This window comes from Streptomyces sp. NBC_00212 (genome assembly GCF_045206365.1).
Classification (GTDB): Bacteria; Actinomycetota; Actinomycetes; order Streptomycetales; family Streptomycetaceae; genus Streptomyces.
Map to the genome: position 1 here is coordinate 4,429,604 of NZ_CP108115.1, position 26,543 is coordinate 4,456,146.

Here is a 26,543-nt window from a genome sequence, read left to right on the forward strand (position 1 = left end):
TCCCACCCCTCACCGGTCGAAGTCCAGCTCCACCTCTCCCGTCGCGGGGTGCGACTGGCAGGCCAGTACGTAGCCCGCCTCCGTCTCTTCCGGCTCCAGCGCGAAGTTGCGCTCCATCCTTACCTCGCCCTTGACCAGGAATGCCCGGCACGTCCCGCACACCCCGCCCTTGCAGGCGTACGGGGCGTCCGCGCGGGCGCGCAGCACCGTTTCCAGGAGGGACTCGCCCTCCTGCACCGGCCAGTTGCCCGAGCGGCCGTCCAGGGTCGCGGTGAGCGTGGCGTGTGCCGGGGCGGCGGCATTGGCCATCGGGGCTGGTGCCGCGTCGACGTGGAAGATCTCCTGGTGGATGCGGTTGCGGTCGACGCCGAGCTCGCGCAGGGTCCGCTCGGCGCCCTGGACGAGACCGAAGGGGCCGCACAGGAACCAGCCGTCGATGTCCGCCACCGGGAGCAGCGCGGGGAGCAGCCCGGCCAGCCGTTCGCGGTCGAGCCGGCCCGAGGGCAGCCCGGACTGCTGTTCCTCCCGGGACAGCACGGTGACCAGCTGGAACCGTTCGGGATAGCGGTCCTTCAGGTCGGCCGTCTCTTCGAGGAACATCGTGGAGGCGGCGCTGCGGTCGCTGCGTATCAGGCAGAACTGCGCCTCGGGCTCGCGGGCTAGCAGGGTCGCCGCGATCGACAGGACCGGCGTGATGCCGCTGCCTCCGACGATCGCCGCGAAGTGCCCGGGGCGCGGTTCCAGGACGAAGCGGCCCATCGGCTCCATGACGTCGACGGTGTCGCCGACGGCGAGTTCCTTGAAGGCGTACGTGGAGAAGGAGCCGCCTTCCACCAGGCGGATGCCGACGCGCAGGACCGGCTCGTCCGGTGCCTCGACGGCGGGCGCGCAGATCGAGTACGTACGGCGGATCTCCTCGCCCCGCACGCTGCGGCGCAGGGCCAGGTGCTGGCCGGGCAGGTGCCGGTAGGCCTCGCGGAGCTCGGGCGGCACGGCGAAGGTGACGGTCACCGAGTCGTCCGTGAGCTGCTCGACCTCGCTGACCCGGAGCGGATGGAACATCTACAACTCCTTGAAGTGGTCGAACGGTTCACGGCACGACACGCAGCGGCGCAGCGCCTTGCACGCGGTGGAGGAGAAGCGGCTGAGCAGCTCGGTGTCGGTGGATCCGCAGTGCGGGCAGCGCACCGACAGGGTGAGCGCGACCGGCCCCTCGGCGGTGTGCGGGCGCGGCGGAGCTATGCCGAACTCGGCGAGTTTGCGGCGGCCTTCCGCACTGATGTCGTCGGTCGACCAGGCAGGGGACAGCACCCGTACGACCGAGACGTGCGGTATTCCGTGGTCGTGGAGGACGTGCTCGATGTCCGAGGACATGGCTTCCACGGCGGGGCAGCCGGTGTAGGTGGGGGTGAGCTCGACGCGTACCCGGCCCGGCGCTTCGACGTGCACATCGCGCAGCACGCCGAGCTCTTCGAGGGTGAGGACGGGCAGCTCGGGGTCGGGGACGGAGCCGGCGAGGCGGCGCAGCTCGGTCTCCAGGGGCGTCGGTGCGGTGCCGGTCACCATGACGCCCCCGGGTGGCTGCGGTGCAGGTGCTGCATTTCGGCGAGCATCCGCCCGAAGGATTCGGTGTGCAGTCCTTGCCGGCCCGCGCCCGCCGCCCAGGCGCCGGTGCGGGGGCCTTCGGGGACGGTCAGGGTGGCCCGGCCGAGGACCGAGGTCACTGAGGCCGTCCAACGCGTTTCGAGGTCGGCCCAGTCGAGGTCGAGGCCGGGCACCGGCTGGAACATCTCGCCGGTGAAGCGCCACAGCGCCTCGCAGGACCGCTGCATCCGCCGGTGGCTCTCCTCGGTGCCGTCGCCGAGCCGCAGGGTCCACTGCTCGGCGTGGTCGCGGTGGTACTCGACCTCCTTGACCGCCTTCGCCGCGAGGGCTGTGAACTCGCCTTCTCCTGCTGCCAGTTCGCCGTACAGCAGGTGCTGGTACGTCGAGAAGTACAGCTGGCGGGCGATGGTGTGGGCGAAGTCGCCATTGGGCTGTTCGACGAGCTGGAGGTTGCGGAAGGCCCGCTCCTCGCGGAGGTAGGCCAGCTCGTCCTCGTCGCCCACCTGCGAGAGCAGCACCCGGGCTTGGCCGAGCAGGTCGAGGGCGATGTTCGCCAGGGCGACCTCCTCTTCGAGGACGGGGGCGTGGCCGGCCCACTCCCCCAGCCGGTGCGATAGCACCAGGGCGTCGTCGCCGAGGGCGAGGGCGGCGTCCGTCGAAACGATGGCCGTCACAGGTGCTTCACCCCTTCCGGGATCTCGTAGAACGTCGGGTGGCGGTAGGGCTTGTCGGCGGCCGGGTCGAAGAAGGAGTCCTTCTCGTCGGGCGAGGACGCGCTGATCGCCGCGGACGGCACCACCCAGATCGAGATGCCCTCCGACCTGCGGGTATACAGGTCGCGGGCGTTGCGCAGCGCCATCTCGGCGTCCGGCGCGTGCAGGCTTCCCGCGTGGGTGTGGGACAGTCCGCGGCGCGAGCGCACGAACACCTCCCAGAGCGGCCAGTCGTGCGTGCTCATGCCGTTGCCTCTCCGTTCGGGTGCTGTGCCGCGGCGACGGTCGTCGCCTGCTGGGTCTCATGGGCGCGCTGCGTCTGCTGCTTCGTGGCGTAGGCGGCGGCCGCGTCCCGCACCCAGGCGCCTTCTTCGTGGGCCCGGCGTCGCTGGGTGATCCGCTGCTCGTTGCAGGGGCCGTTGCCCTTGAGGACCTCCCAGAACTCCGTCCAGTCGATCTCGCCGAAGTCGTGGTGGCCGCGCTCCTCGTTCCAGCGCAGCTCGGGGTCGGGCAGGGTGAGGCCGAGGCCTTCGGCCTGGCCGACCGCTATGTCCACGAAGCGCTGGCGCAGCTCGTCGTTGGAGTGGCGCTTGATCTTCCAGGTCATCGACTGCGCGGAGTGCGCCGACTCGTCGTCGGGCGGGCCGAACATCATCAGCGAGGGCCACCACCAGCGGTTCACCGCGTCCTGCGCCATCGCGTGCTGCTCGGGCGTCCCCTTCGACAGGGTGAGCAGCAGCTCGTAGCCCTGCCGCTGGTGGAAGGACTCCTCCTTGCAGATGCGGACCATGGCCCGGGCGTACGGGCCGTAGGAGCAGCGGCACAGGGGGACCTGGTTGGTGATCGCCGCGCCGTCCACCAGCCAGCCGATCGCGCCGACGTCGGCCCAGGTCAGGGTGGGGTAGTTGAAGATCGAGGAGTACTTCTGGCGGCCCGAGTGCAGCTTGTCGAGGAGCTCGTCGCGGCCGGTGCCGAGCGTTTCGGCCGCGCTGTAGAGGTAGAGACCGTGGCCGGCCTCGTCCTGGACCTTGGCCATCAGGATGGCCTTGCGGCGCAGGGACGGGGCGCGGGTGATCCAGTTCGCCTCCGGCTGCATGCCGATGATCTCGGAATGGGCGTGCTGGGCCATTTGGCGGACCAGCGAGGAGCGGTACGCCTCGGGCATCCAGTCGCGTGGCTCGATTCGCTCGTCCGCGGCGACGGCCGCGTCGAACACCGCCAGGTACGACGCGTCCGTCCCTGCGGCTGCCGTGGCTGTCGCGGTCACTCCGGTCATTCCGGCCCCCTGCCGATCTGCTGTGCGGCTGTCCACCAACCGACCGATCGTTCGGTTCAATGACTTCAATGGTGAGTCGACGGCCCGTAGGGTGTCAACCCTGTGGATAACTCAGTGGGTGCCGATCGGGGCGGGATGGATTCGTACAAGGACGAGACCGGAGCCGGGGGCAAGGCCGACGGAGCGGGATCTGGGCAGGTCAGAGCCGCTTCAGCCGGGTCCGGCGACCCTGCCGCGAGCAGTCCCGGAGCTTCGGCCGGACGGGGTACGGCTCCGGAAACCGGCGCTGCTTCCGGCCCGGGCGATGACGCCGTTTTCGATTCTTCGGCGGATCCGGACCGGGATTCCGCCACGCGGGCGGCGGCCGATCCGGCCCGGGATTCCGCCAGCCACCCGGATCTCGTTACCGTCCCGGACCCCGTTTCCGGCCCCGCTGAGGCACCCGGCCGCGCCGACTCCGGCCGCGCCGACGCCCCCGGCCCCATGGGCTCCGGCGGCGCGGGCGCGTCCTCCCGCGGGATCGCCGGGCTGCCCGTCCGGTTCCAGGTCGTGGCCGCCCTCGCGCTCGCGGTCATCGGCGTGATCGCCTGCGTGCAGATCGGGATGGTGTTCCTGCATGTCGCACCCTCCAACACGGTCAGCAAGGAGTACGGCAAGGCCGTCGACGACTGGATCTATCCCGAGTTCGAGCAGAACTGGAAGCTCTTCGCGCCCAATCCGCTGCAGCAGAACATCGACGTCCAGGCGCGCGCCGAGATCAAGATGCCGGGCGGCACGATCAAGACCACCGACTGGATCGACTTCTCGGCCCAGGACGGCGACGCGATCCGGCACAACCCGCTGCCCAGCCACACCGAGCAGAACGAACTGCGCCGCGGCTGGGACTTCTTCGTCGGTTCGCACACTGACGACAACAAGCCGAACGGCCTGCGCGGCGAGCTCTCCGAGCAGTACCTGCGCCGCATCGTGATGCTCCGGCTCGGCGCGCACCGCGACGGCGGCACGGTCGACCGGATCCAGGTCAGGTCCATGACCACATCGGTCAAGGGCCCCTCGTGGAGCGACGAGAAGACCGACACCCGGCCGTCCTACCGGGAGGTGCCGTGGTGGACGGTGACCCCGGCCGACCTGCCCAAGGGCGCCGGTGACGCACACACGGAGGCGAAGCGGTGAGCACGTACGACCACGACGGCCCCACCGCCCGCCCGGCGGAAAGCCCCACCGCCGGCTCTGCGGACGCCCGGCACCCCGCGGCCTCGACCGGCGCCCGGCTCGAAGCCCCCGAGTCCTCCGAAGCCCTCAGCGCGGCCGAGGCCGCCGCCGAGACCCGGGCCGCGCGCGCCGTACGCCTCGTCTCGGCCGCGGCCCTCGGCCCGTACCAGAGCGCGGTCGTCCGGATCGGCTTCTCCGCGACCTGGCTCTTCTTCCTGCTGCGCGAACTGCCCAACCGCCGCGAGCTGTACGGCCCCGACGGCCCCTGGAGCTGGGACCTCGGCAACCGTCTGGTGTCTGGCAACCACGCGTTCACCGCGCTGCTCTGGACCGACAGCACGGTCTGGTTCGAGATCGTGTACGCGCTGGCCATCGTGTCCAGCGCGCTCCTGATGCTGGGCTGGCGCACGCGCACCATGTCCGTCGTCTTCATGATCGGTGTGCTCTCTCTGCAGAATCGCTCCGTCTTCATGGGGGACGGTGGTGACAACGTCATCCACCTGATGGCGATCTATCTGATCTTCACGCGGTGCGCGCAGGTCTGGTCGCTGGATGCGCGGCGCCTCGCGCGCGGGGTGCGCCAGGACCGGGTCGGCCCGGTGCTGTGGGCGGTGTGCGGCCTCGGGCTGCTCGTCGGCACCTGGCGTACGTCCGGGCCCGGTGTCTTCGGCGGCGGCGAGTGGTGGCTGTGGGTCGTGTTCTGGGGCATGTGGGCCGTGCAGGGGCTGTGGTGGGCGGTGGGCAGGTTCGCCGACGCCGACGCGCGGGCGCTGCTCGACGTCCTCGGCAACCTGGTCCACAACGCGGCCATGGTCGTGATCATGGCGGAGGTCTGTCTGGTCTACGCGACCGCCGGCTGGTACAAGATCCAGGGCAGCCGCTGGCAGGACGGGACCGCGCTGTTCTACCCGCTGAAGCTGGACTACTTCTCGCCGTGGCCCGAACTCTCCTCCCTGCTGGGCACGAGCGGGGTGATCGTGATGCTGCTCACTTATGGAACGGTCATGGTCCAAGTGGCGTTCCCGTTCACGCTGTTCAATCGGCGGGTCAAGAACGTGCTGCTCGTGGCGATGATGCTGGAGCACGCCGGGATCGCGGTCCTGCTCGGGCTGCCGTTCTTCTCGCTGGCGATGATCGCCGCGGACGCCGTGTTCCTGCCGACGTCGTTCCTGCGCAAGGTGGGCGCGTACGCGGGCCGGCTGCGGCCGGGCGCGCGCCTTCCCGAGCAGCGCCGGGAGCGGGCGGAGCAGGCCGAGCGGCCACGTACGCTCGTGGGGTGAGCAGCACCGAACAGCCGGCCCCGGCCGAGGACGCCCCGGCCGGCGACCCCATCCAGTACGACGAAGGCTTCGGCCCGGCCGAGGTCGGGGTGGGCCCGCACCCTCAGCCCTGGCCCGAGGGCGAGCGGTACGACCCGGAGCTGCTCGCGCACGGCGACCGGCGCAACGTCGTCGACGCCTACCGGTACTGGACGCGCGAGGCGATCGTCGCCGACCTCGACACCCGGCGGCACGACTTCCACGTGGCCGTCGAGAACTGGGGCCACGACTTCAACATCGGCTCCGTGGTGCGGACCGCGAACGCGTTCCTGGCCAAGGAGATCCACATCGTCGGGCGGCGCCGCTGGAACCGGCGCGGGGCGATGGTCACCGACCGCTACCAGCACGTCCGTCACCACCCGGACACCGAGTCGCTGACCGCGTGGGCCCTCGCGGAGGGCGTGCCTATCATCGGCATCGACAACCTTCCCGGCGCGGTTCCGCTGGAGCGGACCGTGCTGCCGCGCCGGTGTGTGCTGCTCTTCGGCCAGGAGGGCCCGGGGCTTACCGAAGAGGCTCGTAAGCACGCCCATATGGTGTGCTCCATCGCGCAGTTCGGCTCCACGCGCTCCATCAACGCGGGAGCCGCGGCGGCCATCGCGATGCACTCCTGGGTGCAGAGGCACGCCACCATTCCCGACTGACGTACCTCCGCTCCCGCAAAGCCTGTGCTCAGGCCTGCCTGCGGACCTCCACCACGCGGAACCGGTTGGCCACGAACGCCCCGTCGCACAGGGCCGCGTTGGCCGCCGGGTTGCCGCCCGAACCGTGGAAGTCGGAGAAGGCGGCCGTCTGGTTGACGTACACCCCGCCCGTCAGGTTCAGCGACAGCTGGGCCGACTCGTCCAGGCAGACGTCCTCGATCGAGCGCTCCACCTCCGGGGAGGTGGTGTACGCGCCGACCGTCATCGCGCCCTTGTCGCGGACCGTGCGGCGCAGCAGCTCGACCGCGTCCGCCGTGGAGTCGACGGCGACGGCGAAGGAGACCGGGCCGAAGCACTCCGAGAGGTAGACGGCCTCCGCGTCCGGCTTCGCGCCGTCCAGCTTGACGATCACCGGGGTGCGGACCACCGCGTCCGGGAACTCGGGGTTGGCCACCTCCCTTGAGGACAGGGCGACTTCGCCGAGGCCGGGGGCCGCGTCCAGGCGGGTCTTCACGTCGGGGTTGACGAGGGCGCCGAGCAGCGCGTTGGCCCGGGCGTCGTCGCCGAGCAGGCCGCCGACCGCGCCCGCGAGGTCGCCGACGACCTCGTCGTACGACTTCTTGCCCGCGTCCGTGGTGATGCCGTCGCGGGGGATCAGCAGGTTCTGCGGGGTGGTGCACATCTGGCCGCTGTACAGGGACAGCGAGAAGGACAGGTTGGCGAGCATGCCCTTGTAGTTGTCGGTGGAGTCGATGACCACCGTGTTGACGCCGGCCTTCTCGGTGTAGACCTGCGCCTGGCGGGCGTTGGCCTCCAGCCAGTCGCCGAACGCGGAGGAGCCCGTGTAGTCGATGATCTTGATTTCGGGGCGGACCGCGAGGGTCTTGGCGATGCCCTCGCCCGGCCGCTCGGCGGCGAGCGCCACCAGGTTGGGGTCGAAGCCCGCCTCGGCGAGCACCTCGCGCGCCACCTTCACCGTCATCGCCAGCGGCAGGACCGCGCGCGGGTGCGGCTTGACCAGGACCGGGTTTCCGGTGGCCAGCGAGGCGAACAGGCCCGGGTAGCCGTTCCAGGTCGGGAAGGTGTTGCAGCCGATCAGCAGGGCGATGCCGCGCCCGGCCGGGGTGAACGTCTTGGCGAGCTCCAGGGGCTCGCGCTTGCCCTGCGGCTTGGACCAGGCGGCGCTGCCCGACGGCGTGCGGGTCTGCTCCTGGTAGGCGTACGCGACGGCTTCCAGGCCGCGGTCCTGGGCGTGCGGCCCGCCCGCCTGGAACGCCATCATGAAGGCCTGGCCGCTGGTGTGCATGACCGCGTGCGCGAACTCGTGGGTGCGCGCGCCGATCCGGGCCAGGATCTCGATGCAGACCAGGGCCCGCGTCTCGGGCCCGGCGGCCCGCCAGTCGGCCATCCCGGCCCGCATCGCGGGCAGCAGCACATCGAGGTCGGGGTGGGGGTACTGGACGCCCAACTCGATGCCGTAGGGCGAGACTTCGGCGCCCGTCCAGTCGTCGGTGCCCGGCTGGTCGAGGTCGAAGCGCCGGTTCAGAAGCGCGTCGAAGGCGGCTTTGCCGTCCTCTGCGCCCGTCTCCCCGTAGGCCTTGGGGTGCTCCGGATGCGGCGACCAGTACGCACGCGTGCGGATCGCCTCCAGGGCCCCGTCCAGGGTGGGCCTGTGCTTCTCGGTCAGCTGCATGGCGAGCAACTCCTCGTCGAGTCTTCGAGCTGGGCAGGGAGAGCCGGACACCGTTAGAGTAACCGAACGATCGGTCGGGACAAGAGGGTCCGGGGAAACCTGTGGACAACTACCGGCCACGCCCGCCACGGCCCCTGCCGGACACCCCCGGGAGGGGGCCCGTCGGGCCCGTGGGCAAGCCGTAGGGGAGGATCGCGTTCATGACCGAAACCGCCAGCGCCTCAGCGATCGCGCCGAGCCGTACCGTCGCCGTCGTCGGCACCGGAACCATGGGCCGGGGCATCGCCCAGGTGGCCCTCGTCGCCGGGCACCGCGTACGGCTCTACGACGCCGTGCCGGGCCGCGCGCGCGAGGCAGCCGACGCCCTGGCCGGACGACTGGACCGGCTGGTCGAGAAGGGCCGCTTGGACGCCGCCGGCCGCGACGGGGCGCTGGCCCGCCTGCATCCGGCCGAGCGGCTCGACGAGCTCGCCGACGCCGCGCTCGTCGTCGAGGCCGTCCTGGAACAACTCCCCGTCAAGCAGGAGCTGTTCGGTGCCCTGGAGGGCGCGGTCGGCGAGGACTGCCTGCTCGCCACCAACACCTCCTCGCTGTCCGTCACCGCGATCGCGGGGGCGCTGCGCCACCCCGGCCGCTTCGTCGGCCTGCACTTCTTCAACCCGGCGCCGCTGCTCCCGCTGGTCGAGGTCGTCAGCGGCTTCGCCACCGACGAGGCGGCCGCGGCCACGGCGTACGAGACGGCGAAGGCCTGGGGCAAGACGCCGGTGCGCTGCACGGACACCCCGGGCTTCATCGTCAACCGCATCGCGCGCCCCTTCTACGCCGAGGCCTTCGCCGTCTACGAAGAGCGTGGCGCGGACGCGGCCACCATCGACGCGGTGCTGCGCGAGTGCGGCGGGTTCCGGATGGGCCCCTTCGAGCTGACCGACCTCATCGGGCAGGACGTGAACGAGGCGGTGACGCGGTCGGTCTGGGAGTCCCTCTTCCAGAGCCCCAAGTTCACGCCGTCCCTGGCCCAGCGGCGCCTGGTCGAGTCCGGCCTGCACGGCCGCAAGAGCGGACGCGGCTGGTTCGGGTACGAGGACTCCGGCACGCCCTCAAAGGAGGCCGCGCGTCCCGAGCCGCACACGGCGCCCCCGGCGGAGGCCCCGGCGGCCGTCACCGTGGTCGGTGACCTGGGCCCGGCCCGCGAACTCGTCGCGATGATGACGGAAGCCGGAATCGACGTGAAGACCGTCAACGAGGGCGGTCCCTACATCGAGCTTCCGGGGGATGGACAGCTCGTCCCGGCCGACGGCAAGACGTCCGTCGAGTTCGCGGACGTCGTCTACTTCGATCTCGCCCTGGACTACCGGGGTGCCACCCGCATCGCGCTCTCCGCGAGCGAGGACACCTCCGAGCGCGCCGTCACCGAGGCCGTCGGCCTGTTCCAGAAGCTCGGCAAGGAGGTCAGCGTCATCGGCGACGTGCCGGGCATGATCGTCGCCCGTACCGTCGCGATGCTCGTCGACTTCGCCGCCGACGCCGTCGCCAAGGGCGTCGCTTCGCCCGAGGACATCGACACCGCGATGCGGCTCGGCGTCAACTACCCGCTGGGGCCCGTCGAATGGAACCGGCGCCTGGGCCAGGACTGGGCCTACGACCTGCTCTCGGCGCTGCACGAGCGCTGCCCCACCGGCCGCTACGCCCCTTCGCTCGCGCTCTACCGGCAGGCGTACGCGGGCGACGAGGAGACGGGCTCATGACGACCCCCAAGCGGGACACCTACACGCCCGAGACGCTGCTCACGGTCGCGGTGCGGGTCTTCAACGAGCGTGGCTACGACGGCACTTCGATGGAGCACCTGTCCAAGGCGGCCGGGATCTCCAAGTCGTCGATCTACCACCACGTCGCCGGCAAGGAGGAGCTCCTGCGCCGGGCGGTGAGCCGCGCCATAGACGGCCTCTTCGGCGTCCTGGACGAGCCGGGCGCGCTGCGCGGCCGCTCGATTGAGCGGGTCGAGTACGTCACGCGACGTACCGTCGAAGTCCTCATGGCCGAACTTCCCTACGTCACCCTGCTGTTGCGCGTCCGCGGCAACACCAAGACGGAACGCTGGGCGATGGAGCGCCGCAGGGAGTTCGACCAGCGCGTGTCCGATCTTTTGAAGGCCGCCGTCGCGGACGGCGATCTCCGCGCCGACCTGGACATTCGCCTCGCGACCCGGCTGCTCTTCGGCATGGTCAACTCGCTGGTCGAGTGGTACCGGCCGCAGCGCGAGGGCGAGGCGGACGGCGCCCTGGTGGCGGACACCGTGGTCAAGATGGCTTTCGAGGGGTTGCGGACCGGCCATTGAGCTCCGGGGCCGTTGACTGAGGCACCGAAGCGGATCAACATCCACGGTCATGGCTGCCTTGCGAACTCCTGCGCCCTTTGTGTCCGTCTGCGCCACGGTGCTGCTCGTGGGTCTGACGCTGGCCGGGTGCAGCGGTGAGGGCGGCAAAAACGATGCGGCGGCCAAGTCGCCGGACGCGAGAGCCGCGGTCAAGAAGGCCGAGGCCCAGCCCGCCGCACCGGCGCCGCCCGTCAAGGGGGACGACTTCGGCTGCCTGACGCCCGAGCAGGCCAAGGCGGACTCCATCGTCTTCAAGAGCGCGACGGGATCGCCCACTGGCGGCTTCCTGACCGGTAGTGGCAATACCGGGATCGTTCTCGCCCACCAGTCGGACGGAAACGTCTGCCAGTGGAAGGACAAGGCCGTCGAACTCGGCAAGGCGGGCTTCCGCGTGCTCGCCGTCAACAACACGACCGGTGACGCGGCCGACGAGATCGAGGGAGCGGCCACCGTGCTGCGCGGCGAGGGCGCCTGGAAGCTGCTCCTCATGGGCGCGTCCAAGGGCGGCACCGCGACCCTGGAGGCGGCCGCCCACATGCCGCTGAAACCGGACGCGGTGGTCGCGCTGTCCGCCCCCGAGACGTACGGCCCGATGGACGCGCTGGCCGCCGCCAAAAACCTCACCGTGCCGGTGCTCTACATGGCCGGCGACCAGGACGGCACGTTCGCCACGGCCGCGCGGGAGCTGAGCGCGGCGAGCACCAAGGCCCCGGAGAGCCGGCTCGTCCCCGTCAAGGGATCGGCCTCGCACGGAGTGGCCCTGCTCGCCGCCCCCGACAACTGGGAGACGGTCCTCGCCTTCCTGAAGAAGTACTGCACCTGAGCGGTGAGCACTGCGCGCAGGCCAGGCCCCTACGCGGGGTCCAGGTCCGTCTCCTCGAACACCAGCAGGGTGCGTGTCGACAGGACCTCCGGGATGGACTGGATCCGGGTCAGGACCAGCTCGCGCAGCGCCCTGTTGTCGGGCGTGTGCACCAGGAGCAGGACGTCGAAGTCCCCGCTGACCAGGGCGATATGGGCGGCTCCGGGCAGTTCCTTGAGCTGGGCGCGGACCGTGCGCCACGAGTTCTGCACGATCTTGAGCGTGATGTACGCGGCCGCGCCCTGGCCCGCCCTCTCGTGGTCCACGCGCGCGGTGAAGCCCTGGATCACGCTGTCCTCGACGAGTCGGTTGATCCGCGCATAGGCGTTGGCCCGCGAGACGTGCACCCGCTCGGCCACGGAGCGTATCGAGGCCCGGCCGTCCGTCTGCAGGATCCGCAGGATGTCGTGGTCGATCTCGTCCAGCGGGCGCGGCGGCACCGGCCGGATCTCGCCGGTGGCCATTTGTTCAGCTGCCATGTCCCCCCGCCTTCCTGTTGTGGACGACCTGTTCCCATCCCAGGCTGTGGAGAACCGTTTGTCCACAGGCTGAAGGTGGCTGTAGCCAAAATGCGTCCACGACCGAACAATCGGTAGGTGAGGGGCGTCACACTCACGCCCCTCCCACGGATGTCCGCTCCCCACAAGGAGGTGCATTGGCATGACGGTCCAAGAGCTCCCCGGTGCCGCCGCATATCGGCCGACCCCTCCGCCCGCCTGGAGGCCGCGCACCGACCCCGCGCCGCTCCTCCCGGACCCCGAGCCCCACCGGGTCCTGGGGACCGGCGCCGAGCTCGACCGCGCGCTGATGCTGAAGCTGTACGGCGAGCTGGTGCGCGGCCGCCGCTTCAACGCGCAGGCCACCGCCCTCACCAAACAGGGCCGCCTCGCCGTGTACCCCTCCTCGACCGGCCAGGAGGCCTGCGAGGTCGCCGCCGCCCTCGCCCTGGAGGAGCGCGACTGGCTGTTTCCGAGCTACCGCGACACCCTCGCCGCCGTCGCCCGGGGCCTGGACCCCGTGCAGGCGCTGACGCTGCTCCGCGGCGACTGGCACACCGGCTACGACCCGCGCGAGCACCGCATCGCGCCGCTGTGCACCCCCCTCGCCACCCAGCTGCCGCACGCGGTGGGCCTCGCCCACGCGGCCCGCCTCAAGGGCGACGACGTGGTGGCGCTCGCCCTGGTCGGCGACGGCGGCACCAGCGAGGGCGACTTCCACGAGGCGCTGAACTTCGCGGCCGTATGGCAGGCCCCGGTGGTCTTCCTGGTCCAGAACAACGGCTTCGCGATCTCCGTGCCGCTCGCGAAGCAGACCGCCGCGCCCTCCCTCGCCCACAAGGCCGTCGGGTACGGAATGCCGGGCCGCCTGGTCGACGGCAACGACGCGCCCGCCGTGCACCAGGTGCTGTCCGAGGCCGTCGCCCGGGCCCGGCGCGGCGGCGGGCCCACCCTGATCGAGGCCGTCACGTACCGCATGGAGGCGCACACCAACGCCGACGACGCGACGCGCTACCGGGGCTCCGCCGAGGTCGACGCCTGGCGCGACCACGACCCGATCCGGCTCCTGGAGGGCGAGCTGACCGCCCGCGGCCTCCTCGACGAGGACGGCATACGCGCCGCCGCCGAGGCAGCCGAGACCATGGCCGCGGCGCTGCGCGACCAGATGAACGCCGACCCGGTCCTGGACCCCATGGACCTGTTCGCCGAGGTCTACGCCGAACAGAACGGCCAACTGCGCGAGCAGGCGGCCCAGTTGCGCGCCGAGCTGGAAGCCGAGGCCCGCTGATGGCGACCGCCACCGACAAGAAGCCCGCCACCATGGCGCAGGCCCTGCAGCGCGCGATGCGCGACGCCATGGCCGAGGACCCCGCCGTCCACGTCCTCGGCGAGGACGTCGGCACCCTGGGCGGCGTGTTCCGGGTCACCGACGGGCTCGCCAAGGAGTTCGGCGAGGACCGCTGCACCGACACCCCGCTCGCCGAGGCCGGCATCCTCGGCACGGCCGTCGGCATGGCGATGTACGGGCTGCGCCCCGTCGTCGAGATGCAGTTCGACGCCTTCGCCTACCCGGCGTTCGAGCAGCTCATCAGCCATGTCGCCAAGATGCGCAACCGCACCCGCGGCGCCATGGCGATGCCCATCGTGGTGCGCGTGCCCTACGGCGGCGGCATCGGCGGCGTCGAGCACCACAGCGATTCCAGCGAGGCCTACTACATGGCGACGCCCGGCCTCCAGGTCGTCACCCCGGCCACCGTGGAGGACGCGTACGGGCTGCTCAGGGCCGCCATCGCGTCCGACGACCCGGTCGTCTTCCTGGAGCCCAAGCGGCTGTACTGGTCGAAGTCCGACTGGTCGCCCGAGGCCCCCGCGGCCGTGGCACCCATCGGCAAGGCCGTCGTGCGGCGGACCGGGAGCAGCGCCACGCTCATCACGTACGGGCCGTCCGTGCCGGTGTGCCTGGAGGCGGCCGAGGCGGCCCGCGAGGAGGGCTGGGACCTCGAAGTCGTCGACCTGCGCTCCCTGGTGCCGTTCGACGACGAGACGGTGTGCGCGTCGGTGCGCCGCACCGGGCGGGCCGTGGTCGTCCACGAGTCGGCCGGATTCGGCGGCCCCGGCGGCGAGATAGCCGCCCGCGTCACCGAGCGCTGTTTCCACCACCTGGAGGCGCCCGTGCTGCGAGTCGCCGGCTTCGACATCCCCTACCCGCCGCCGATGCTGGAGAAGCACCATCTGCCGGGTGTGGACCGGGTCCTGGACGCGGTCGCGCGGCTGCAGTGGGAGGCGGAGCACTGATGCCGAAGGTGTTGGAGTTCAAGCTGCCCGACCTGGGTGAGGGGCTCACCGAGGCGGAGATCGTGCGCTGGCTCGTCGCGGTCGGCGACGTGGTGGCCGTGGACCAGCCGGTGGTCGAGGTGGAGACGGCCAAGGCGATGGTCGAGGTGCCGTGTCCGTACGGAGGTGTGGTCACCGCCCGCTTCGGCGAGGAGGGCACCGAACTGCCGGTCGGCGCGCCCCTGTTGACCGTCGCGGTCGGCCCCGTGCACGAGGAGGACGCCACGGAGGAGGCCGAGTCCTCCGAGTACTCGGGCAACGTCCTGGTCGGCTACGGGACGGCCGCGGCCACCACCCGACGCCGCTCCCGTGTGCGGCCCACGACCCCGGCCGCCGTCCCGGCCGCGCCGCCCGCCCCGGTCAAGGCGGCCGGGCCCGTGCCGGTCATCTCGCCGCTGGTGCGCAGGCTGGCCCGTGAACACGGCCTCGATCTGCGGGAGTTGCGGGGAAGCGGGCCCGAGGGTCTGATCCTGCGTGCCGATGTGGAGTCGGCGATGCAGACGCCGGCGCCGGCTCCCGCTCCCGTCGCGCCCGCGACCCCGGCCTCCGCCCCGGCCGGTGAACGCATCGCGCTGAAGGGCATCCGGGGCGCGGTCGCCGACAAGCTCAGCCGCAGCCGTACCGAAATTCCCGACGCCACCTGCTGGGTCGACGCCGACGCCACGGAGCTGATGGCGGCCCGCGTCGCCATGAACGCCGCGGGTGGCCCCAAGGTGTCCGTCCTCGCGCTGCTCGCCCGCATCTGCACGGCGGCCCTCGCCCGCTTCCCCGAGCTCAACTCGACCGTCGACCTGGCGGCCCGCGAGATCGTGCGGCTGCCCGAGGTGCACCTGGGCTTCGCGGCCCAGACCGAGCGCGGCCTGGTCGTCCCGGTCGTCCGCGACGCCCACACCCGCAACGTCGACTCGCTGGGCGCCGAACTCGCCCGCCTCACCGAGGCGGCCCGCACGGGCACGCTGACCCCGGCCCAGCTGACCGGAGGCACCTTCACCCTCAACAACTACGGGGTGTTCGGCGTCGACGGCTCCACGCCGATCATCAACCACCCCGAGGCGGCGATGCTGGGCGTGGGCCGCATCATCCCCAAGCCGTGGGTGTACGAGGGCGAGCTCGCGGTGCGCCAAGTGGTCCAGCTGTCCCTCACCTTCGACCACCGGGTGTGCGACGGTGGCACCGCGGGCGGCTTCCTGCGCTACGTCGCGGACTGCGTGGAGCACCCGGCGGTGCTGCTCCGCACGCTGTGACGAACGGCCCCGCGAACTCGGGACGTTCGCCGGGGTAACGGTGATCGTCCGGCGGCCCATACTCGGGGGATGACCGCGTATGACGCCGCAGCACCCGCGTATGAGGCCGCAGCATCCGCACGATATGACGCCGTAGTACTCGCCGGAGGCGCCGCCAAGCGGCTGGGCGGCGCCGACAAACCCGGGCTCAGCGTGGGCGGCCGGGCCCTCCTCGACCGGGTCCTCACCGCCTGCGCGGGTGCCGCGACCACCGTGGTGGTGGGCGGGCGGCGGCCCACCGCGCGGCCCGTGCTGTGGACCCGGGAGGAACCGGCCGGCGGCGGACCGCTGGCCGCCCTGGACGCAGGGGTGCGCCGCACGTCGGCCGAGAGCGTGCTCGTGCTCTCGGCCGATCTGCCGTTCCTGGCCGCGCCGACCGTCGACGCCCTCCTCGACGAGCTGAGGCGCACCGGCCGCGAAGGAGCGCTCTGCACCGACGCCGACGGCCGCGACCAGCCGCTGGTTGCCGCCTACCGCGCCGAGCCGCTGCGCCGCCAGCTCGCGCTGCTCGCCACCCAGCACGGCTCGCTCGCCGGGCTGCCGCTGCGGCTCCTCACCCGCGAACTCGACCTCGCGCGCATCACCGCGGACCCGCTCGCCTCCTTCGACTGCGACACCTGGGAGGACCTCGCCGCCGCCCGGGCCCGGATCAGGGACGATGGGGGCGTGCTGGACGAATGGATCACCGCAGTCAAGGACGAACTCGGCATCGAGCTGGACGTCGACACCGGCGTGCTGCTGGACCTCGCCAGGGACGCCGCCCACGGCGTCGCCCGGCCCGCCGCCCCGCTCACCACCTTCCTGGTCGGCTACGCCGCCGCGAAGGCGGGGGGCGAGGGCAAGGACGTGGTGGAGGCGGCTCGCAAGGCAGCCGCGCTCGCCAACCGCTGGGCGGCCGAGACCGAGGCCGGCGACGGCCCGAAGAACGACGCCGGATGACCGCCCGGAGCCCGGCGGCGGACGACGGATCCGACGAGGCCCTCGCCCTGCTGCGCGACGCCAGGTCGGCGCCGGGCCCGGCCGCAGAGGCCCGGCCGACGGGCCAGGCCCGCGCGGAGGCGTCCGGTGATCGCCCGGCCCCGCGCCACCGGGCCTCCGCCTGGGCCCATGCCCGGAACGTGGCCGCCCGGGCGGGCCGGGCCGCACCGGCCCGCTTCCACCGGGTGCCGCTGGAGCAGGCCCTCGGGGAGATCCTCACCGAGCCGCTCGCCGCGCTCACCGACCTGCCGTCCTTCGACACCTCCGCCATGGACGGCTGGGTCGTCGCCGGGCCCGGGCCGTGGGCGGTGCAGGACGGTGGCGTCCTCGCCGGACACGCCGCGCCCGGCGCCCTCGCCGACGGCGAAGCCGTACGCATCGCCACCGGGGCCCGCATCCCCGCCGGTGCCACCGCGGTGATCCGCAGCGAGCACGCCCGCACCGACGAGGCCCGCACCCAGCTCCAGGCCGACCGCGTGGTGCTGCACGGCCAGGACATTCGCCCGCGCGGGCAGGAATGCCGCTCGGGCGACGTGCTGCTGCCCGCCACCGCACTGGTCACCCCGGCCGTGCTGGGCCTCGCCGCCGCCGCTGGATACGACGAGCTCACCACTGTGCCCCGGCCCCGCGTCGAGATCCTGGTGCTCGGCGACGAACTGCTCACCCAGGGGCTCCCCCACGACGGGCTGATCCGGGACGCGCTCGGCCCGATGCTCGGGTTCTGGCTGCGCGCGCTCGGCGCCGAAGTCATCGGGACCCGGCGGCTGAAGGACGACGCGGGGGCACTGCTCGCCGCCGTCACCGGTTCTCCGGCCGACCTCGTGATCACGACGGGTGGCACGGCCTCCGGCCCCGTCGACCACGTCCACCCCGTGCTGCACAAGGCCGGTGCCGAGCTCCTGGTCGACGGGGTCGCCGTGCGGCCCGGCCACCCCATGCTGCTGGCGCAGATCGGGGCGGGAAAGCACCTGGTCGGGCTGCCCGGCAATCCGCTCGCCGCAGTCTCCGGACTGCTCACCCTGGCCGAGCCGCTCCTGCGTGAACTCGCGCACCGGGCAAGGGCAGTGACGTACACCGCGCCCCTGCGCAACGAGGTGCAGGGGCATCCGCACGACACCAGGCTCGTCCCCGTGGTGCACCGCGCGGAACGGGTTGTGCCGTTGCACTACAACGGGCCGGCGATGCTCCGGGGGATCGCGGCCGCCGACGGGCTCGCGGTGGTGCCGCCCGGCGGGGCGCGGGCGGGCCAGGAGGTCGAGATCCTCGATCTTCCATGGGCTCAAGCGGGGTCCGCTGAAGGGTGTTTCACGTGAAACACCTCATGGCGTCCCGCGGCTTCGGCTCCCGTGCCACTTCCCACGTCAACTCCCGCTCGCCTGAAGGGCGTTTCACGTGAAACGGTGCGCCAGCGCCCACAACTCCCGCCTGGATGAAGGGTGTTTCACGTGAAACTGCCCGGCCATGACGCGATGGCACGCCAGGCGGGCGAGCACCTGATCACCCGGCGGGTCATGCTGCCCCGCCGGGTCGTCGACCGGCCGATGCGCCAGGTCGCCAAGCGGATCCTCATGGCGCTCGCCGTGCTGATACTGACGACCCTCATCGTCTGGATCGACCGCGAGGGCTATCACGACAACGCCAACGGCAGGGTCGACTTCCTCGACGCCGTCTACTACGCCACCGTCACGCTCTCCACGACCGGCTACGGCGACATCGTCCCCTACAGCGACAGCGCCCGGCTCACCAACATCCTGCTGGTCACGCCGCTGCGTGTGCTGTTCCTGATCATCCTCGTCGGAACCACTCTCGAAGTCCTCACCGAACGGACCCGCGAAGAGTGGCGGCTCAACCGCTGGAAGGCTCAATTGCGAGAGCACACCGTCGTCATCGGCTTCGGGACGAAGGGCCGGTCGGCGATCCAGACCCTGTGCGCGACGGGCCTGAAGAAGGACCAGGTCGTGATCGTCGACCCGAGCGCGAAGGTCATCGAGACCGCCAACGCGGAGGGCTTCGTCGGCGTCATCGGGGATGCCACCCGCAGTGATGTGCTGCTGCGTGCCGAACTGCAAAAGGCCCGCCAGGTCGTCATCGCCACCCAGCGCGACGACACCGCGGTCCTGGTCACGCTGACGGCCCGCCAGCTCAACCGGGGCGCGAAGATCGTCGCCGCGGTACGGGAGGAGGAGAACGCGCCGCTGCTGCGCCAGTCCGGCGCGGACGCCGTCATCACCAGCGCCAGCGCGGCCGGCCGGCTGCTCGGCCTCTCCGTGCTCAGCCCCAGCGCGGGCGCCGTGATGGAGGACCTGATCCAGCAGGGCAGCGGGCTCGACATGGTGGAGCGGCCCGTGAAGAAGAGCGAGGTCGGCCGTGGGGTGCGGGAGACCGAGGACCTGGTGGTGAGCGTGCTGCGCGGCCACCGGCTCCTTGCGTATGACGACGCGAAGGCGAGCCCGCTCCAGCTCACCGACCGGCTCATCACGATCGTACGAGCCGGTGGCGCGCAGGTTGAGGGTCAGCCGGAGTAGCGTCGGCCGCATGTATGCGATCACGATTCCTGAGCCGGGCGGTCCCGAGGCGCTGGTCTGGGCCGAGGTCCCCGACCCCGTGCCGAGCGAGGGCGAGGTCCTCGTCGAGGTGGCCGCCGCCGCCGTCAACCGTGCCGATGTGCTCCAGCGCCAGGGTTTCTACAACCCGCCGCCCGGGGCGTCCCCGTACCCCGGCCTGGAGTGCTCCGGGCGGATCGCCGCGCTCGGGCCCGGGGTGTCCGGGTGGAGCGTCGGCGACGAGGTGTGCGCGCTGCTGAGCGGCGGCGGCTACGCCGAGAAGGTGGCCGTGCCCATCGGGCAGCTGCTGCCCGTGCCCGACGGCGTGGACCTGGCCGCGGCGGCCGCGCTGCCCGAGGTCGTCTGCACCGTCTGGTCCAACGTGTTCATGATTTCCCACCTGCGCCCCGGCGAGACGCTCCTGGTGCACGGCGGGGCGAGCGGCATCGGCACGATGGCGATCCAGCTCGGCAAGGCGATCGGCGCCAAGATCGCAGTCACGGCGGGCGGTCCCGACAAGCTGGCGCGCTGCGCCGAGCTGGGCGCGGACATCCTCATCGACTACCGCGAACAGGACTTCGTGGACGAGGTGTTGAAGGCCACGGACGGCGTCGGCGCCGACGTCATCCTCGACATCATGGGCGCCAAGTACCTGGAGCGGAACGTGCGGGCGCTCGCCGTCAACGGGCGGCTCGCGGTGATCGGCCTCCAGGGCGGCGCCAAGGGCGAGCTGAACCTGGGCGCGCTGCTCACCAAGCGGGCCGCGGTCACCGCGACCTCCCTGCGGGGTCGGCCGGCCGCCGAAAAGGCGGCGATCGTGGCGGCCGTGCGGGAGCACGTGTGGCCGCTGATCGCCGACGGCCGGGTGCGGCCCGTGGTGGACCGGACGCTGCCGCTGTCGGACGCTGCCGAGGGGCACCGGGTGCTCGAAGCCTCCACCCATGTGGGCAAGGTGCTGCTGACGGCCTGACGGCCGGGGTGAACGCGGAGAGGGGGCGCCGGGAAGGCGCCCCCTCTCACTGCTCGATACGACGGGCCGGCGAGCCCGGTATGGGCCCGGTTACAGGTAGGGGCCCGAGCGGGCGCCCGCGTGCGGGCCGTCGTCGTCATCGTCGTCGTGCGAGACACCGGGCGGCAGCGCGCGGCGCATCTGCTCCAGCTGGGCGCGGGCCGCCATTTGCTGGGCGAACAGGGCCGTCTGGATCCCGTGGAAGAGACCTTCGAGCCAGCCCACCAACTGGGCCTGCGCGATGCGGAGTTCGGCCTCCGAGGGGATCGCCTCGTCGGTGAACGGCAGGGAGAGCCGCTCCAGTTCCTCGACCAGTTCCGGCGCCAGACCGTCTTCCAGTTCCTTCACGGACGAGGCGTGGATGTCCTTCAGGCGTACTCGGCTCGCCTCGTCGAGAGGAGCCGCGCGGACTTCCTCAAGGAGTTGCTTGATCATGCTGCCGATACGCATGACCTTTGCCGGCTGTTCGACCATCTCCGTCACCGGGACCTCGCGGGACTCGTCGTCTCCACCGCCGATGGCCATACCGTCCTGGCCTACGACCAGGATGTGGGGGCTGTCCGGCGACTTATCGTTCCTCGGCATCTCCATGCCGCCCATTCTCTCGCACACGTGCCTCACATCACGTTGTGCCCCCGGGAAGGGGTGATCCACCGCCCGCCGGGCGACGATTCCCTCCGGATGAGCGTGGTTTCACGTGAAACAGCGCCGTGCTTCCCACCGCCCCTTTCACGGTCGCCGGAGCCGCAGTGCCAGGAATCCGATCCCCAAACCGGTCAGTGCCAGGCCCGCTCCCAGCGAGAGGACGTGGACCCGCAGGTCGGATCCGGTGGACACGGCCTGCGGCGCCTGATGGTGCCGGGCGGGCGGAAGCACGCCGCCGACCGTGAGGGTGGGTCTTGGCGTGGCCTGCGGGGACTCCGGGGGCGGAACCTGCGGTGGGGTCCGCGGGGCCGCCCCGACCTGAGCCGGTGCCACCTCGTCGGGATCCGCCGCGTCGAGGGTGTCCGGCAGGAGGTCGTGCGGCGGCTCCACCCGGCCCGGCCGGATCCGGCCCTCGCCCGCCCGGCTGCCCGCAAGACGCCGCTCCTCGGAGAGGGTCGGCGAGGGGGTGGCGCGGGGCGAGGCGGGCGAGGGCTCCATACGGGGCGAGGCCCGCGTCGCGCCGGAGGCAACCGCCGTCGGAGGCAGGCCGGGTGACGGGGAGGCGGCGAGGGTGTCCGACAGGGGCGTCAGGAGCAGCGCCCCCGTCAGCGATGCGGCCGCGGCGAACGACCGGATCCCTGGAGCCATGGGAGGGCCCCTTCCCGTACGGACGTGCAGGATCGCCTGGGCTGACCGAATCAGCGTCACACGGGGCGAGTTGTGCGGCATCCCGGGAGCGGACGGGCGTGCGCCGAATGGGACGGGGCAGCGCCGTCCGACACCTCCTCCGCATGCGACAAGACCCGGCACCAGGGGTGCCGGGCCTTGTCCGCACGAGCAGTGTGCGCCTACTGCGCGGGCGCGTTGCCCGACGAGATCTGCAGCGTGAACTGCGCGTTCTTCTTGTCGACGTCCACACCGGCGGCGGGGAACTGGCTGATCACCACGTCCTGGCCCCACTGGCCGTTGTCGACGGTCTCGGTGTTGACCTTCCAGCCCGCGGCCTGGATGCAGGACTTCACCGACAGGATGTCCTTGTACGTGAAGTCCGGGGACTGGACCTTGCCCGGGTCCACCGTGGAGGTCTGCGGCGAGGTGCACTTCTCGGCGTCCATCGTGCGGTCGCGCTCCGGGCCCTTGTGCCCCGCGGCCGACGACGAGCTGCTGGCCTTGGCGTCGCCGCCGCCCGAGTCGTCGTTGTTGTTCATCATCACCGCGGTGACCAGGCCGCCGATCGCGAGCAGCGCCACCGCGATCGCGCCCACGATCACCGGGGTGTTCCGCTTCGAACCGCCGGAGGCGGCCGGAGTGGCCTGCGGGGAGATCGTGTACGGCGGCGGTGTCTGGGCCGCCATCGGGGCGGGCTGCTGCGGGGCCTGCTGCGGGTAGCCGTACGCGGGCTGCGGGGTCGGCGCCGGGGTGGGCGGACCGTAGGGGCCCGGCTGGTACGGCGTCTGCACGTTGCCCTGGAGGCCGGGCGCGGCCTGCGAGTCGAGCGGCGGGAAGACCGTCGCGCCGACGCCCGCGCCGCTGACGGGCGGGGCGCCGCCGGCGATGACCGGGGCCGCGCCCATCTGGCCGGCGTTGGCGATCCGCAGGATCTCGTCGTGCATGGCCTGGGCACTCGGGAAGCGCTCGTTCGGGTTCTTCTTCAGTGCGCGGGCGACCAGCGCGTCCACGGCCGGGGTGATCGACCGGTTGACCGAGGAGGGCGCGACCGGCTCCTCCTGGACGTGTGCGTACGCGATCGCCAGCGGCGAGTCCGCGTCGAAGGGGATGCGCCCGGTCAGCAGCTGGAAGAGCATGATGCCGACCGAGTACAGGTCGGAGCGGGCGTCCACGCCCCGGCCAAGGGCCTGCTCGGGCGACAGGTACTGGGGGGTGCCGACGACCATGCCGGTCTGGGTCATGGACGTGACGCCGGACTGCATGGCGCGGGCGATGCCGAAGTCCATGACCTTGACGACGCCGCGCTTGGTCATCATGACGTTGCCCGGCTTGATGTCCCGGTGGACCAGGCCCATCTCGTGGCTGACCTCAAGGGCGGCCAGCACGTCGGCGGTCACCTTGAGTGCCTTGTCGGCGGGCATCGCGCCGTACTGCTGGATGTCGCGGTGCAGCGTCGAGCCGAGCGGCTCGCCCTCCACGTACTCCATGACGATGTACGGCATCACGCCGTCGCCGCCCGCGGTGGAGCCGCTGAATGTCAGTGTGTCCTCGCCGGTGTCGAAGACGGAGACGATGTTGGTGTGCTGCAGCTTGGCGACGGCCTGGGCCTCGCGGCGGAACCGCTCGCGGAACGACTGTTCCCGGCCGAGTTCGGTGTGCAGCGTCTTGATGGCGACCTGGCGGTCCAGCGCGGAGTCGTACGCGAGGTACACCGAGGCCATGCCGCCCTCGCCGAGGAGGTCGCGCAGCTGGTAGCGCCCGCCCGCGATGGATCCGCCCGCATAGCGGCCGTGTGCGCCGTCCTGGCTCATGACTGTGCATCCCCCTTGGCGCGGTGGCCCGTGCTGATCCTCGATTTTTCAGGCCAAGTCTGCCCGAGGGGGCACCCACGTCAAGCCGGGTGCCCGTTCCGTGACCGTACGCACTGGAAGAGTCTCGCAAGCGTTACAGGACCGGCATCGAAAACGTACGGGATTTGCATGGGTACACACGGAACCGTTTGGATGGCCGGTCCATCCCGGACCGGCGCCCCGTGGTGACGCTGTAGCGTGCACTACTGCACAACCAGCGGAAGAGCACGACGGAAGACCGTAAGGAAGACCGCGGACGCGGCCAGATACGACGGCGAGGACTGATGGCACCCGAACCCGACGGAAACGGCGCCGGGATGGCCGATGCGCAGGACCACGAGTCGTGGGTCGGCGGACTCGTCGGCGACGGCCGCTATCGCCTCACCCACCGGCTGGGGCGCGGCGGCATGGCGGAGGTGTTCGCCGCCGAGGACGTGCGCCTGGGCCGCACCGTCGCCGTGAAGCTGCTCCGCGCCGATCTCGCCGAGGACCCGGTGTCCAAGGCGCGCTTCACGCGTGAGGCACAGTCGGTGGCCGGACTCAACCACCACGCGGTGGTGGCGGTGTACGACTCCGGTGAGGACTTCGTGGGCGGCCAGACCGTCCCGTACATGGTGATGGAGCTGGTCGAGGGCCGCACCATCCGCGACCTCCTGGTGGACGCGGACGCCCCGCCGCCGGAGCAGGCGCTGATCATCGTCTCCGGGGTCCTGGAAGCGCTCGCGTACTCGCATCAGCACGGCATCGTGCACCGTGACATCAAGCCCGCCAACGTGATCATCACGGACACCGGCGCGGTCAAGGTCATGGACTTCGGCATCGCGCGGGCGCTGCACGGCGCCCAGTCGACGATGACCCAGACCGGCATGGTCATGGGCACCCCGCAGTACCTCTCGCCCGAGCAGGCGCTCGGCAAGGCCGTCGACCACCGCTCCGACCTGTACGCGACCGGCTGCCTGCTGTACGAACTCCTCGCGCTGCGGCCCCCGTTCGTCGGCGAGACGCCGCTGAGCGTGGTCTACCAGCACGTCCAGGACATGCCGGTGCCGCCGTCGCAGGTGGCGCATGTCGCGCCGCCGGAACTCGACGGCCTCGTCATGCGTTCTCTCGCCAAGGACCCGGACGACCGTTTCCAGTCCGCCGAGGAGATGCGCGGCCTGGTCCAGTACGGCCTGCAGATGCTCCAGGCGCAGGGCGGCCACACCGGCACCTGGAACACCGGCCCGGTCGAGCTGATGCACGAGGGCGCCCACACCCCGGCGATGGGCAGCCCCGGCGCGACGGCGGCCATGGGCCACCCCGTGCACGGGGACACCTCACAGTTCGGCGGGCCGATCCTGCCGCCGATGAACCCGGACGACGGCGGTTACGACGGCTACGGACACGGCGGCCACAAGCAGGGTGGCGGCCGCGGCGGCAAGATGGTGCTGTTCGTGGTGCTCGCGATCATCGCGATCGCGGCGGGTGTCGCCTTCGCGCTGAACGCCACGAACAGCTCGGGCGGCGGCGGTGGCGGCGGTGGCACGACGTCGGAGACGCCGAAGACCTCGCCGTCGGTCTCCCAGTCGGACACCCCGTCGACGGCGGACACCCCGGGCACCAGCCAGGGCCAGTCGTACAGCAGCAGCTCGAACGGCAACGGGGAGTCGCCCTCCACGCACCGTTCGCGCTCCTCCTCGCCGACGCCGAGCAAGTCGCACTCCTCCCCCTCGCCGGGCACGGACCAGGGCACGACGTCCGGCACGAACCAGGGCACCGACCAGGGCACCAGCTCCGGGAACGAGGGCACGAGCTCCGGGAACACCGGCACGTCCAGTGGCAACACGGGGACGTCGTCCGGGAACACGGGGACCACCGACGGCACGAGCTCCGGGAACACCGGCACGTCCAGTGGCAACACGGGGACGTCGTCCGGGAACACGGGGACCACCCACGGCACCAGCTCCGGGAACACCGGCACCTCCAGCGGCCCCGGTGGCACCAAGCCGACCCCCTGACCGGAGCCGAGCTCACCCCGCGAAGGCCTCGCACACCGCCTCGTACTCGCGGGTCCACCAGACCGCCAGGGCCGACGCCGCAGGAAACTGCGGGTCGGCCCTTCGGTCGTGGAGCTGGTAGCGCCAGCGCAGGATCCAGAAGTCGTTGAGCCGCTCCCACCACACCCGGTGCACGGCGGCCGCCAGTTCCTCGGCATCCGCCCCGGCGGCCCGCCGGTAGGCCCGCGCGTACGCCCGTACCTTCGCCAGTTCCAGCTCGCCCGAGGGGCGTACGAAGAAGATCGCGGCGGCCCGGACCGCCTCCTCGGCGCGCGGCTGGACACCGAGCCGGTCCCAGTCGACGATCGCGGCGGGCTCGGCCGAGCGGCCCTCGCCCCGGTACAGCAGGTTCAGCGGGTGGAAGTCGCCGTGCACCCAGGCGCCGGTGGCGGGGGCCGGAGGGCGGCGGTGGGCGTGCTGGCCGAGCAGCACCCGCCGCTCCAGGAGCCGGTGTTCGGCGAGTTCGTCGAAGGCGTCCCGGGGCCGGTGCCTGCGGGCCCGCGCCACCAGGTCGTCGATGAGCGCGAGAGTGTCCGCGGGGTCGGCGCTGAGATGCTCGGCCTGTGGCACGTCGGGCTCCATGACCTGGGCCAGGCAGGTGTGCACGAGCCCGAGCAGGGCCCCGAGCCGGCGGGACTCCACGGCGCAGAGCTGGGCGCCGTCGCGGTGGCGGCCGTGGACCCAGGGGTGCAGGGCGTAGCAGTGGCCGCCGATCACCGCGACGGTGTCGCCGTCGGCGTCCGGTACGGGCGGGGCGACGGGCACGCCGAGGGCCTGGAGGCGTTCGGTGGCCCGGTGCTGGCGGGCGATGGCCTCGTGGTCGCCGTCCAGGTGGTGCTTGAGGAAGTAGTCGCCGCGGGTGGTGGCGAGCCGGTAGCCGCGGTTCAGCAGGCCCTGGGCGACCCGTTCGCAGGAGAGCGGCTCACCGGGGGACTCGTAGCGGCGAAGGAGGTCGCCCACAGGTGGAGTTGCAGATGAGCGCGGCACTCTTCAGATGTTAG

Annotated in this window: 25 protein-coding genes; 14 read left to right on the top strand and 11 right to left on the bottom strand. The window is 71.8% G+C overall.

The annotated features are described in order from the left end of the window. Nucleotides 1–9 precede the first annotated feature (9 nt). Genes OHA17_RS20360 through paaA form a run of 5 tightly spaced genes read right to left on the bottom strand, consistent with a single transcriptional unit; the run spans nt 10 to nt 3,594 of the window. A complete protein-coding gene (locus tag OHA17_RS20360) occupies nt 10–1,062 on the bottom strand; it encodes a 2Fe-2S iron-sulfur cluster-binding protein (RefSeq protein ID WP_406507765.1) in 1,053 nt (350 codons plus the stop codon). Further along, nucleotides 1,063–1,566 (bottom strand): 1,2-phenylacetyl-CoA epoxidase subunit PaaD, encoded by a 504-nt coding sequence (gene paaD / locus OHA17_RS20365; RefSeq protein WP_406507766.1) that lies wholly within the window; start codon nt 1,564–1,566, stop codon nt 1,063–1,065. Next, a complete protein-coding gene (gene paaC, locus OHA17_RS20370; protein ID WP_406507767.1) occupies nt 1,560–2,279 on the bottom strand; it encodes a 1,2-phenylacetyl-CoA epoxidase subunit PaaC in 720 nt (239 codons plus the stop codon). The genes paaD and paaC overlap by 7 nt, the downstream gene beginning before the upstream one ends. Next, nucleotides 2,276–2,563, bottom strand: a complete 288-nt coding sequence (paaB, locus tag OHA17_RS20375) for a 1,2-phenylacetyl-CoA epoxidase subunit PaaB (RefSeq protein WP_053729227.1) — start codon at nt 2,561–2,563, stop codon at nt 2,276–2,278. Before paaB ends, paaC begins: the two co-directional genes overlap by 4 nt. After that, the gene (paaA, locus tag OHA17_RS20380; protein ID WP_406507768.1) at nt 2,560–3,594 is read right to left on the bottom strand and encodes a 1,2-phenylacetyl-CoA epoxidase subunit PaaA; all 1,035 of its coding nucleotides are present in this window, start codon (nt 3,592–3,594) and stop codon (nt 2,560–2,562) included. Before paaA ends, paaB begins: the two co-directional genes overlap by 4 nt. Before the next feature lie 483 nt (nt 3,595–4,077). Between paaA and OHA17_RS20385 the strand changes: the two genes are divergently transcribed. The 3 genes from OHA17_RS20385 to OHA17_RS20395 are packed head-to-tail and all read left to right on the top strand — an operon-like array spanning nt 4,078 to nt 6,769. Beyond that, on the top strand, nt 4,078–4,767 hold the full coding sequence (locus OHA17_RS20385; RefSeq protein ID WP_406507769.1) for a DUF5819 family protein: 690 nt from the start codon (nt 4,078–4,080) through the stop codon (nt 4,765–4,767). After that, complete coding sequence (locus tag OHA17_RS20390) at nt 4,764–6,086, top strand: HTTM domain-containing protein (protein WP_406507770.1); 1,323 nt, start codon at nt 4,764–4,766, stop codon at nt 6,084–6,086. The genes OHA17_RS20385 and OHA17_RS20390 overlap by 4 nt, the downstream gene beginning before the upstream one ends. Next, nucleotides 6,083–6,769: a TrmH family RNA methyltransferase gene (locus OHA17_RS20395; protein WP_406507771.1), complete on the top strand. Its 687-nt coding sequence runs from the start codon at nt 6,083–6,085 to the stop codon at nt 6,767–6,769. Before OHA17_RS20390 ends, OHA17_RS20395 begins: the two co-directional genes overlap by 4 nt. Nucleotides 6,770–6,797: 28 nt before the next feature. On the opposite strand, the gene paaN is transcribed toward OHA17_RS20395, so the two are convergent. Then, nucleotides 6,798–8,462: a phenylacetic acid degradation protein PaaN gene (gene paaN / locus OHA17_RS20400; protein ID WP_406507772.1), complete on the bottom strand. Its 1,665-nt coding sequence runs from the start codon at nt 8,460–8,462 to the stop codon at nt 6,798–6,800. A gap of 200 nt (nt 8,463–8,662) precedes the next feature. Between paaN and OHA17_RS20405 the strand changes: the two genes are divergently transcribed. From OHA17_RS20405 to OHA17_RS20415, 3 genes are read left to right on the top strand one after another with little or no spacing between them, the layout of a single operon-like run. Further along, on the top strand, nt 8,663–10,207 hold the full coding sequence (locus tag OHA17_RS20405) for a 3-hydroxyacyl-CoA dehydrogenase (protein ID WP_406507773.1): 1,545 nt from the start codon (nt 8,663–8,665) through the stop codon (nt 10,205–10,207). Next, nucleotides 10,204–10,797 carry a TetR/AcrR family transcriptional regulator gene (locus OHA17_RS20410; protein ID WP_406507774.1) on the top strand — a complete coding sequence of 198 codons (594 nt, stop codon included), beginning with the start codon at nt 10,204–10,206 and terminating at the stop codon, nt 10,795–10,797. The genes OHA17_RS20405 and OHA17_RS20410 overlap by 4 nt, the downstream gene beginning before the upstream one ends. A 49-nt stretch (nt 10,798–10,846) precedes the next feature. After that, the gene (locus OHA17_RS20415) at nt 10,847–11,659 is read left to right on the top strand and encodes an alpha/beta hydrolase family protein (protein ID WP_406507775.1); all 813 of its coding nucleotides are present in this window, start codon (nt 10,847–10,849) and stop codon (nt 11,657–11,659) included. A 29-nt stretch (nt 11,660–11,688) separates the two neighbouring features. On the opposite strand, the gene OHA17_RS20420 is transcribed toward OHA17_RS20415, so the two are convergent. Further along, complete coding sequence (locus OHA17_RS20420; protein ID WP_078966784.1) at nt 11,689–12,177, bottom strand: Lrp/AsnC family transcriptional regulator; 489 nt, start codon at nt 12,175–12,177, stop codon at nt 11,689–11,691. A 181-nt stretch (nt 12,178–12,358) separates the two neighbouring features. On the opposite strand from OHA17_RS20420, the gene pdhA reads away from it, so the two are divergent. The 7 genes from pdhA to OHA17_RS20455 all read left to right on the top strand — a co-directional run bounded on the left by pdhA (nt 12,359) and on the right by OHA17_RS20455 (nt 20,303). Then, nucleotides 12,359–13,483 (top strand): pyruvate dehydrogenase (acetyl-transferring) E1 component subunit alpha, encoded by a 1,125-nt coding sequence (gene pdhA / locus OHA17_RS20425; protein WP_406507776.1) that lies wholly within the window; start codon nt 12,359–12,361, stop codon nt 13,481–13,483. Continuing rightward, entirely contained in the window at nt 13,483–14,490 is a 1,008-nt protein-coding gene (locus OHA17_RS20430) for an alpha-ketoacid dehydrogenase subunit beta (RefSeq protein ID WP_406507777.1), read from the top strand. The genes pdhA and OHA17_RS20430 overlap by 1 nt, the downstream gene beginning before the upstream one ends. Continuing rightward, nucleotides 14,490–15,773, top strand: coding sequence for a dihydrolipoamide acetyltransferase family protein (locus tag OHA17_RS20435; protein WP_406507778.1), 1,284 nt, complete (start codon nt 14,490–14,492; stop codon nt 15,771–15,773). Before OHA17_RS20430 ends, OHA17_RS20435 begins: the two co-directional genes overlap by 1 nt. Before the next feature lie 69 nt (nt 15,774–15,842). Next, nucleotides 15,843–16,751: an NTP transferase domain-containing protein gene (locus OHA17_RS20440; RefSeq protein ID WP_406507779.1), complete on the top strand. Its 909-nt coding sequence runs from the start codon at nt 15,843–15,845 to the stop codon at nt 16,749–16,751. Then, nucleotides 16,748–18,103, top strand: coding sequence for a molybdopterin molybdotransferase MoeA (locus tag OHA17_RS20445; protein WP_406507780.1), 1,356 nt, complete (start codon nt 16,748–16,750; stop codon nt 18,101–18,103). The genes OHA17_RS20440 and OHA17_RS20445 overlap by 4 nt, the downstream gene beginning before the upstream one ends. 132 nt (nt 18,104–18,235) lie before the next feature. After that, nucleotides 18,236–19,315 carry a TrkA family potassium uptake protein gene (locus OHA17_RS20450; protein ID WP_053729213.1) on the top strand — a complete coding sequence of 360 codons (1,080 nt, stop codon included), beginning with the start codon at nt 18,236–18,238 and terminating at the stop codon, nt 19,313–19,315. A 10-nt stretch (nt 19,316–19,325) separates the two neighbouring features. Continuing rightward, nucleotides 19,326–20,303: an NAD(P)H-quinone oxidoreductase gene (locus OHA17_RS20455; RefSeq protein WP_406507781.1), complete on the top strand. Its 978-nt coding sequence runs from the start codon at nt 19,326–19,328 to the stop codon at nt 20,301–20,303. A gap of 90 nt (nt 20,304–20,393) precedes the next feature. Here the strand turns inward: OHA17_RS20455 and OHA17_RS20460 are convergent, their stop codons facing one another. The 3 genes from OHA17_RS20460 to OHA17_RS20470 form a co-directional block, all read right to left on the bottom strand. Continuing rightward, complete coding sequence (locus OHA17_RS20460) at nt 20,394–20,933, bottom strand: bacterial proteasome activator family protein (protein WP_406507782.1); 540 nt, start codon at nt 20,931–20,933, stop codon at nt 20,394–20,396. A 138-nt stretch (nt 20,934–21,071) separates the two neighbouring features. Further along, the gene (locus OHA17_RS20465) at nt 21,072–21,635 is read right to left on the bottom strand and encodes a hypothetical protein (protein WP_406507783.1); all 564 of its coding nucleotides are present in this window, start codon (nt 21,633–21,635) and stop codon (nt 21,072–21,074) included. Nucleotides 21,636–21,835: 200 nt separating this feature from the next. Further along, the gene (locus OHA17_RS20470; protein ID WP_406507784.1) at nt 21,836–23,467 is read right to left on the bottom strand and encodes a protein kinase domain-containing protein; all 1,632 of its coding nucleotides are present in this window, start codon (nt 23,465–23,467) and stop codon (nt 21,836–21,838) included. A gap of 323 nt (nt 23,468–23,790) precedes the next feature. On the opposite strand from OHA17_RS20470, the gene OHA17_RS20475 reads away from it, so the two are divergent. Continuing rightward, entirely contained in the window at nt 23,791–25,503 is a 1,713-nt protein-coding gene (locus OHA17_RS20475) for a protein kinase domain-containing protein (protein ID WP_406507785.1), read from the top strand. Between the two features lie 12 nt (nt 25,504–25,515). On the opposite strand, the gene OHA17_RS20480 is transcribed toward OHA17_RS20475, so the two are convergent. Continuing rightward, nucleotides 25,516–26,529, bottom strand: coding sequence for a phosphotransferase (locus tag OHA17_RS20480; RefSeq protein WP_053729207.1), 1,014 nt, complete (start codon nt 26,527–26,529; stop codon nt 25,516–25,518). Between the last annotated feature and the right edge of the window lie 14 nt (nt 26,530–26,543).

What these genes read in the sequence shown, in the direction of transcription:
- OHA17_RS20410 (WP_406507774.1), top strand. Translation starts at nt 10,204, where the DNA reads ATGACGACCCCCAAGCGGGACACCTACACGCCCGAGACGCTGCTCACG.
- OHA17_RS20470 (WP_406507784.1), bottom strand. Translation starts at nt 23,467, where the DNA reads ATGAGCCAGGACGGCGCACACGGCCGCTATGCGGGCGGATCCATCGCG.
- pdhA (WP_406507776.1), top strand. Translation starts at nt 12,359, where the DNA reads ATGACGGTCCAAGAGCTCCCCGGTGCCGCCGCATATCGGCCGACCCCT.
- paaB (WP_053729227.1), bottom strand. Translation starts at nt 2,563, where the DNA reads ATGAGCACGCACGACTGGCCGCTCTGGGAGGTGTTCGTGCGCTCGCGC.
- OHA17_RS20435 (WP_406507778.1), top strand. Translation starts at nt 14,490, where the DNA reads ATGCCGAAGGTGTTGGAGTTCAAGCTGCCCGACCTGGGTGAGGGGCTC.
- OHA17_RS20405 (WP_406507773.1), top strand. Translation starts at nt 8,663, where the DNA reads ATGACCGAAACCGCCAGCGCCTCAGCGATCGCGCCGAGCCGTACCGTC.
- OHA17_RS20465 (WP_406507783.1), bottom strand. Translation starts at nt 21,635, where the DNA reads ATGGCTCCAGGGATCCGGTCGTTCGCCGCGGCCGCATCGCTGACGGGG.
- OHA17_RS20455 (WP_406507781.1), top strand. Translation starts at nt 19,326, where the DNA reads ATGTATGCGATCACGATTCCTGAGCCGGGCGGTCCCGAGGCGCTGGTC.
- OHA17_RS20420 (WP_078966784.1), bottom strand. Translation starts at nt 12,177, where the DNA reads ATGGCAGCTGAACAAATGGCCACCGGCGAGATCCGGCCGGTGCCGCCG.
- OHA17_RS20430 (WP_406507777.1), top strand. Translation starts at nt 13,483, where the DNA reads ATGGCGACCGCCACCGACAAGAAGCCCGCCACCATGGCGCAGGCCCTG.
- OHA17_RS20415 (WP_406507775.1), top strand. Translation starts at nt 10,847, where the DNA reads ATGGCTGCCTTGCGAACTCCTGCGCCCTTTGTGTCCGTCTGCGCCACG.
- OHA17_RS20360 (WP_406507765.1), bottom strand. Translation starts at nt 1,062, where the DNA reads ATGTTCCATCCGCTCCGGGTCAGCGAGGTCGAGCAGCTCACGGACGAC.
- paaA (WP_406507768.1), bottom strand. Translation starts at nt 3,594, where the DNA reads ATGACCGGAGTGACCGCGACAGCCACGGCAGCCGCAGGGACGGACGCG.
- OHA17_RS20440 (WP_406507779.1), top strand. Translation starts at nt 15,843, where the DNA reads ATGACCGCGTATGACGCCGCAGCACCCGCGTATGAGGCCGCAGCATCC.
- OHA17_RS20475 (WP_406507785.1), top strand. Translation starts at nt 23,791, where the DNA reads ATGGCACCCGAACCCGACGGAAACGGCGCCGGGATGGCCGATGCGCAG.
- OHA17_RS20385 (WP_406507769.1), top strand. Translation starts at nt 4,078, where the DNA reads ATGGGCTCCGGCGGCGCGGGCGCGTCCTCCCGCGGGATCGCCGGGCTG.
- OHA17_RS20460 (WP_406507782.1), bottom strand. Translation starts at nt 20,933, where the DNA reads ATGGAGATGCCGAGGAACGATAAGTCGCCGGACAGCCCCCACATCCTG.
- paaD (WP_406507766.1), bottom strand. Translation starts at nt 1,566, where the DNA reads ATGGTGACCGGCACCGCACCGACGCCCCTGGAGACCGAGCTGCGCCGC.
- OHA17_RS20445 (WP_406507780.1), top strand. Translation starts at nt 16,748, where the DNA reads ATGACCGCCCGGAGCCCGGCGGCGGACGACGGATCCGACGAGGCCCTC.
- paaN (WP_406507772.1), bottom strand. Translation starts at nt 8,462, where the DNA reads ATGCAGCTGACCGAGAAGCACAGGCCCACCCTGGACGGGGCCCTGGAG.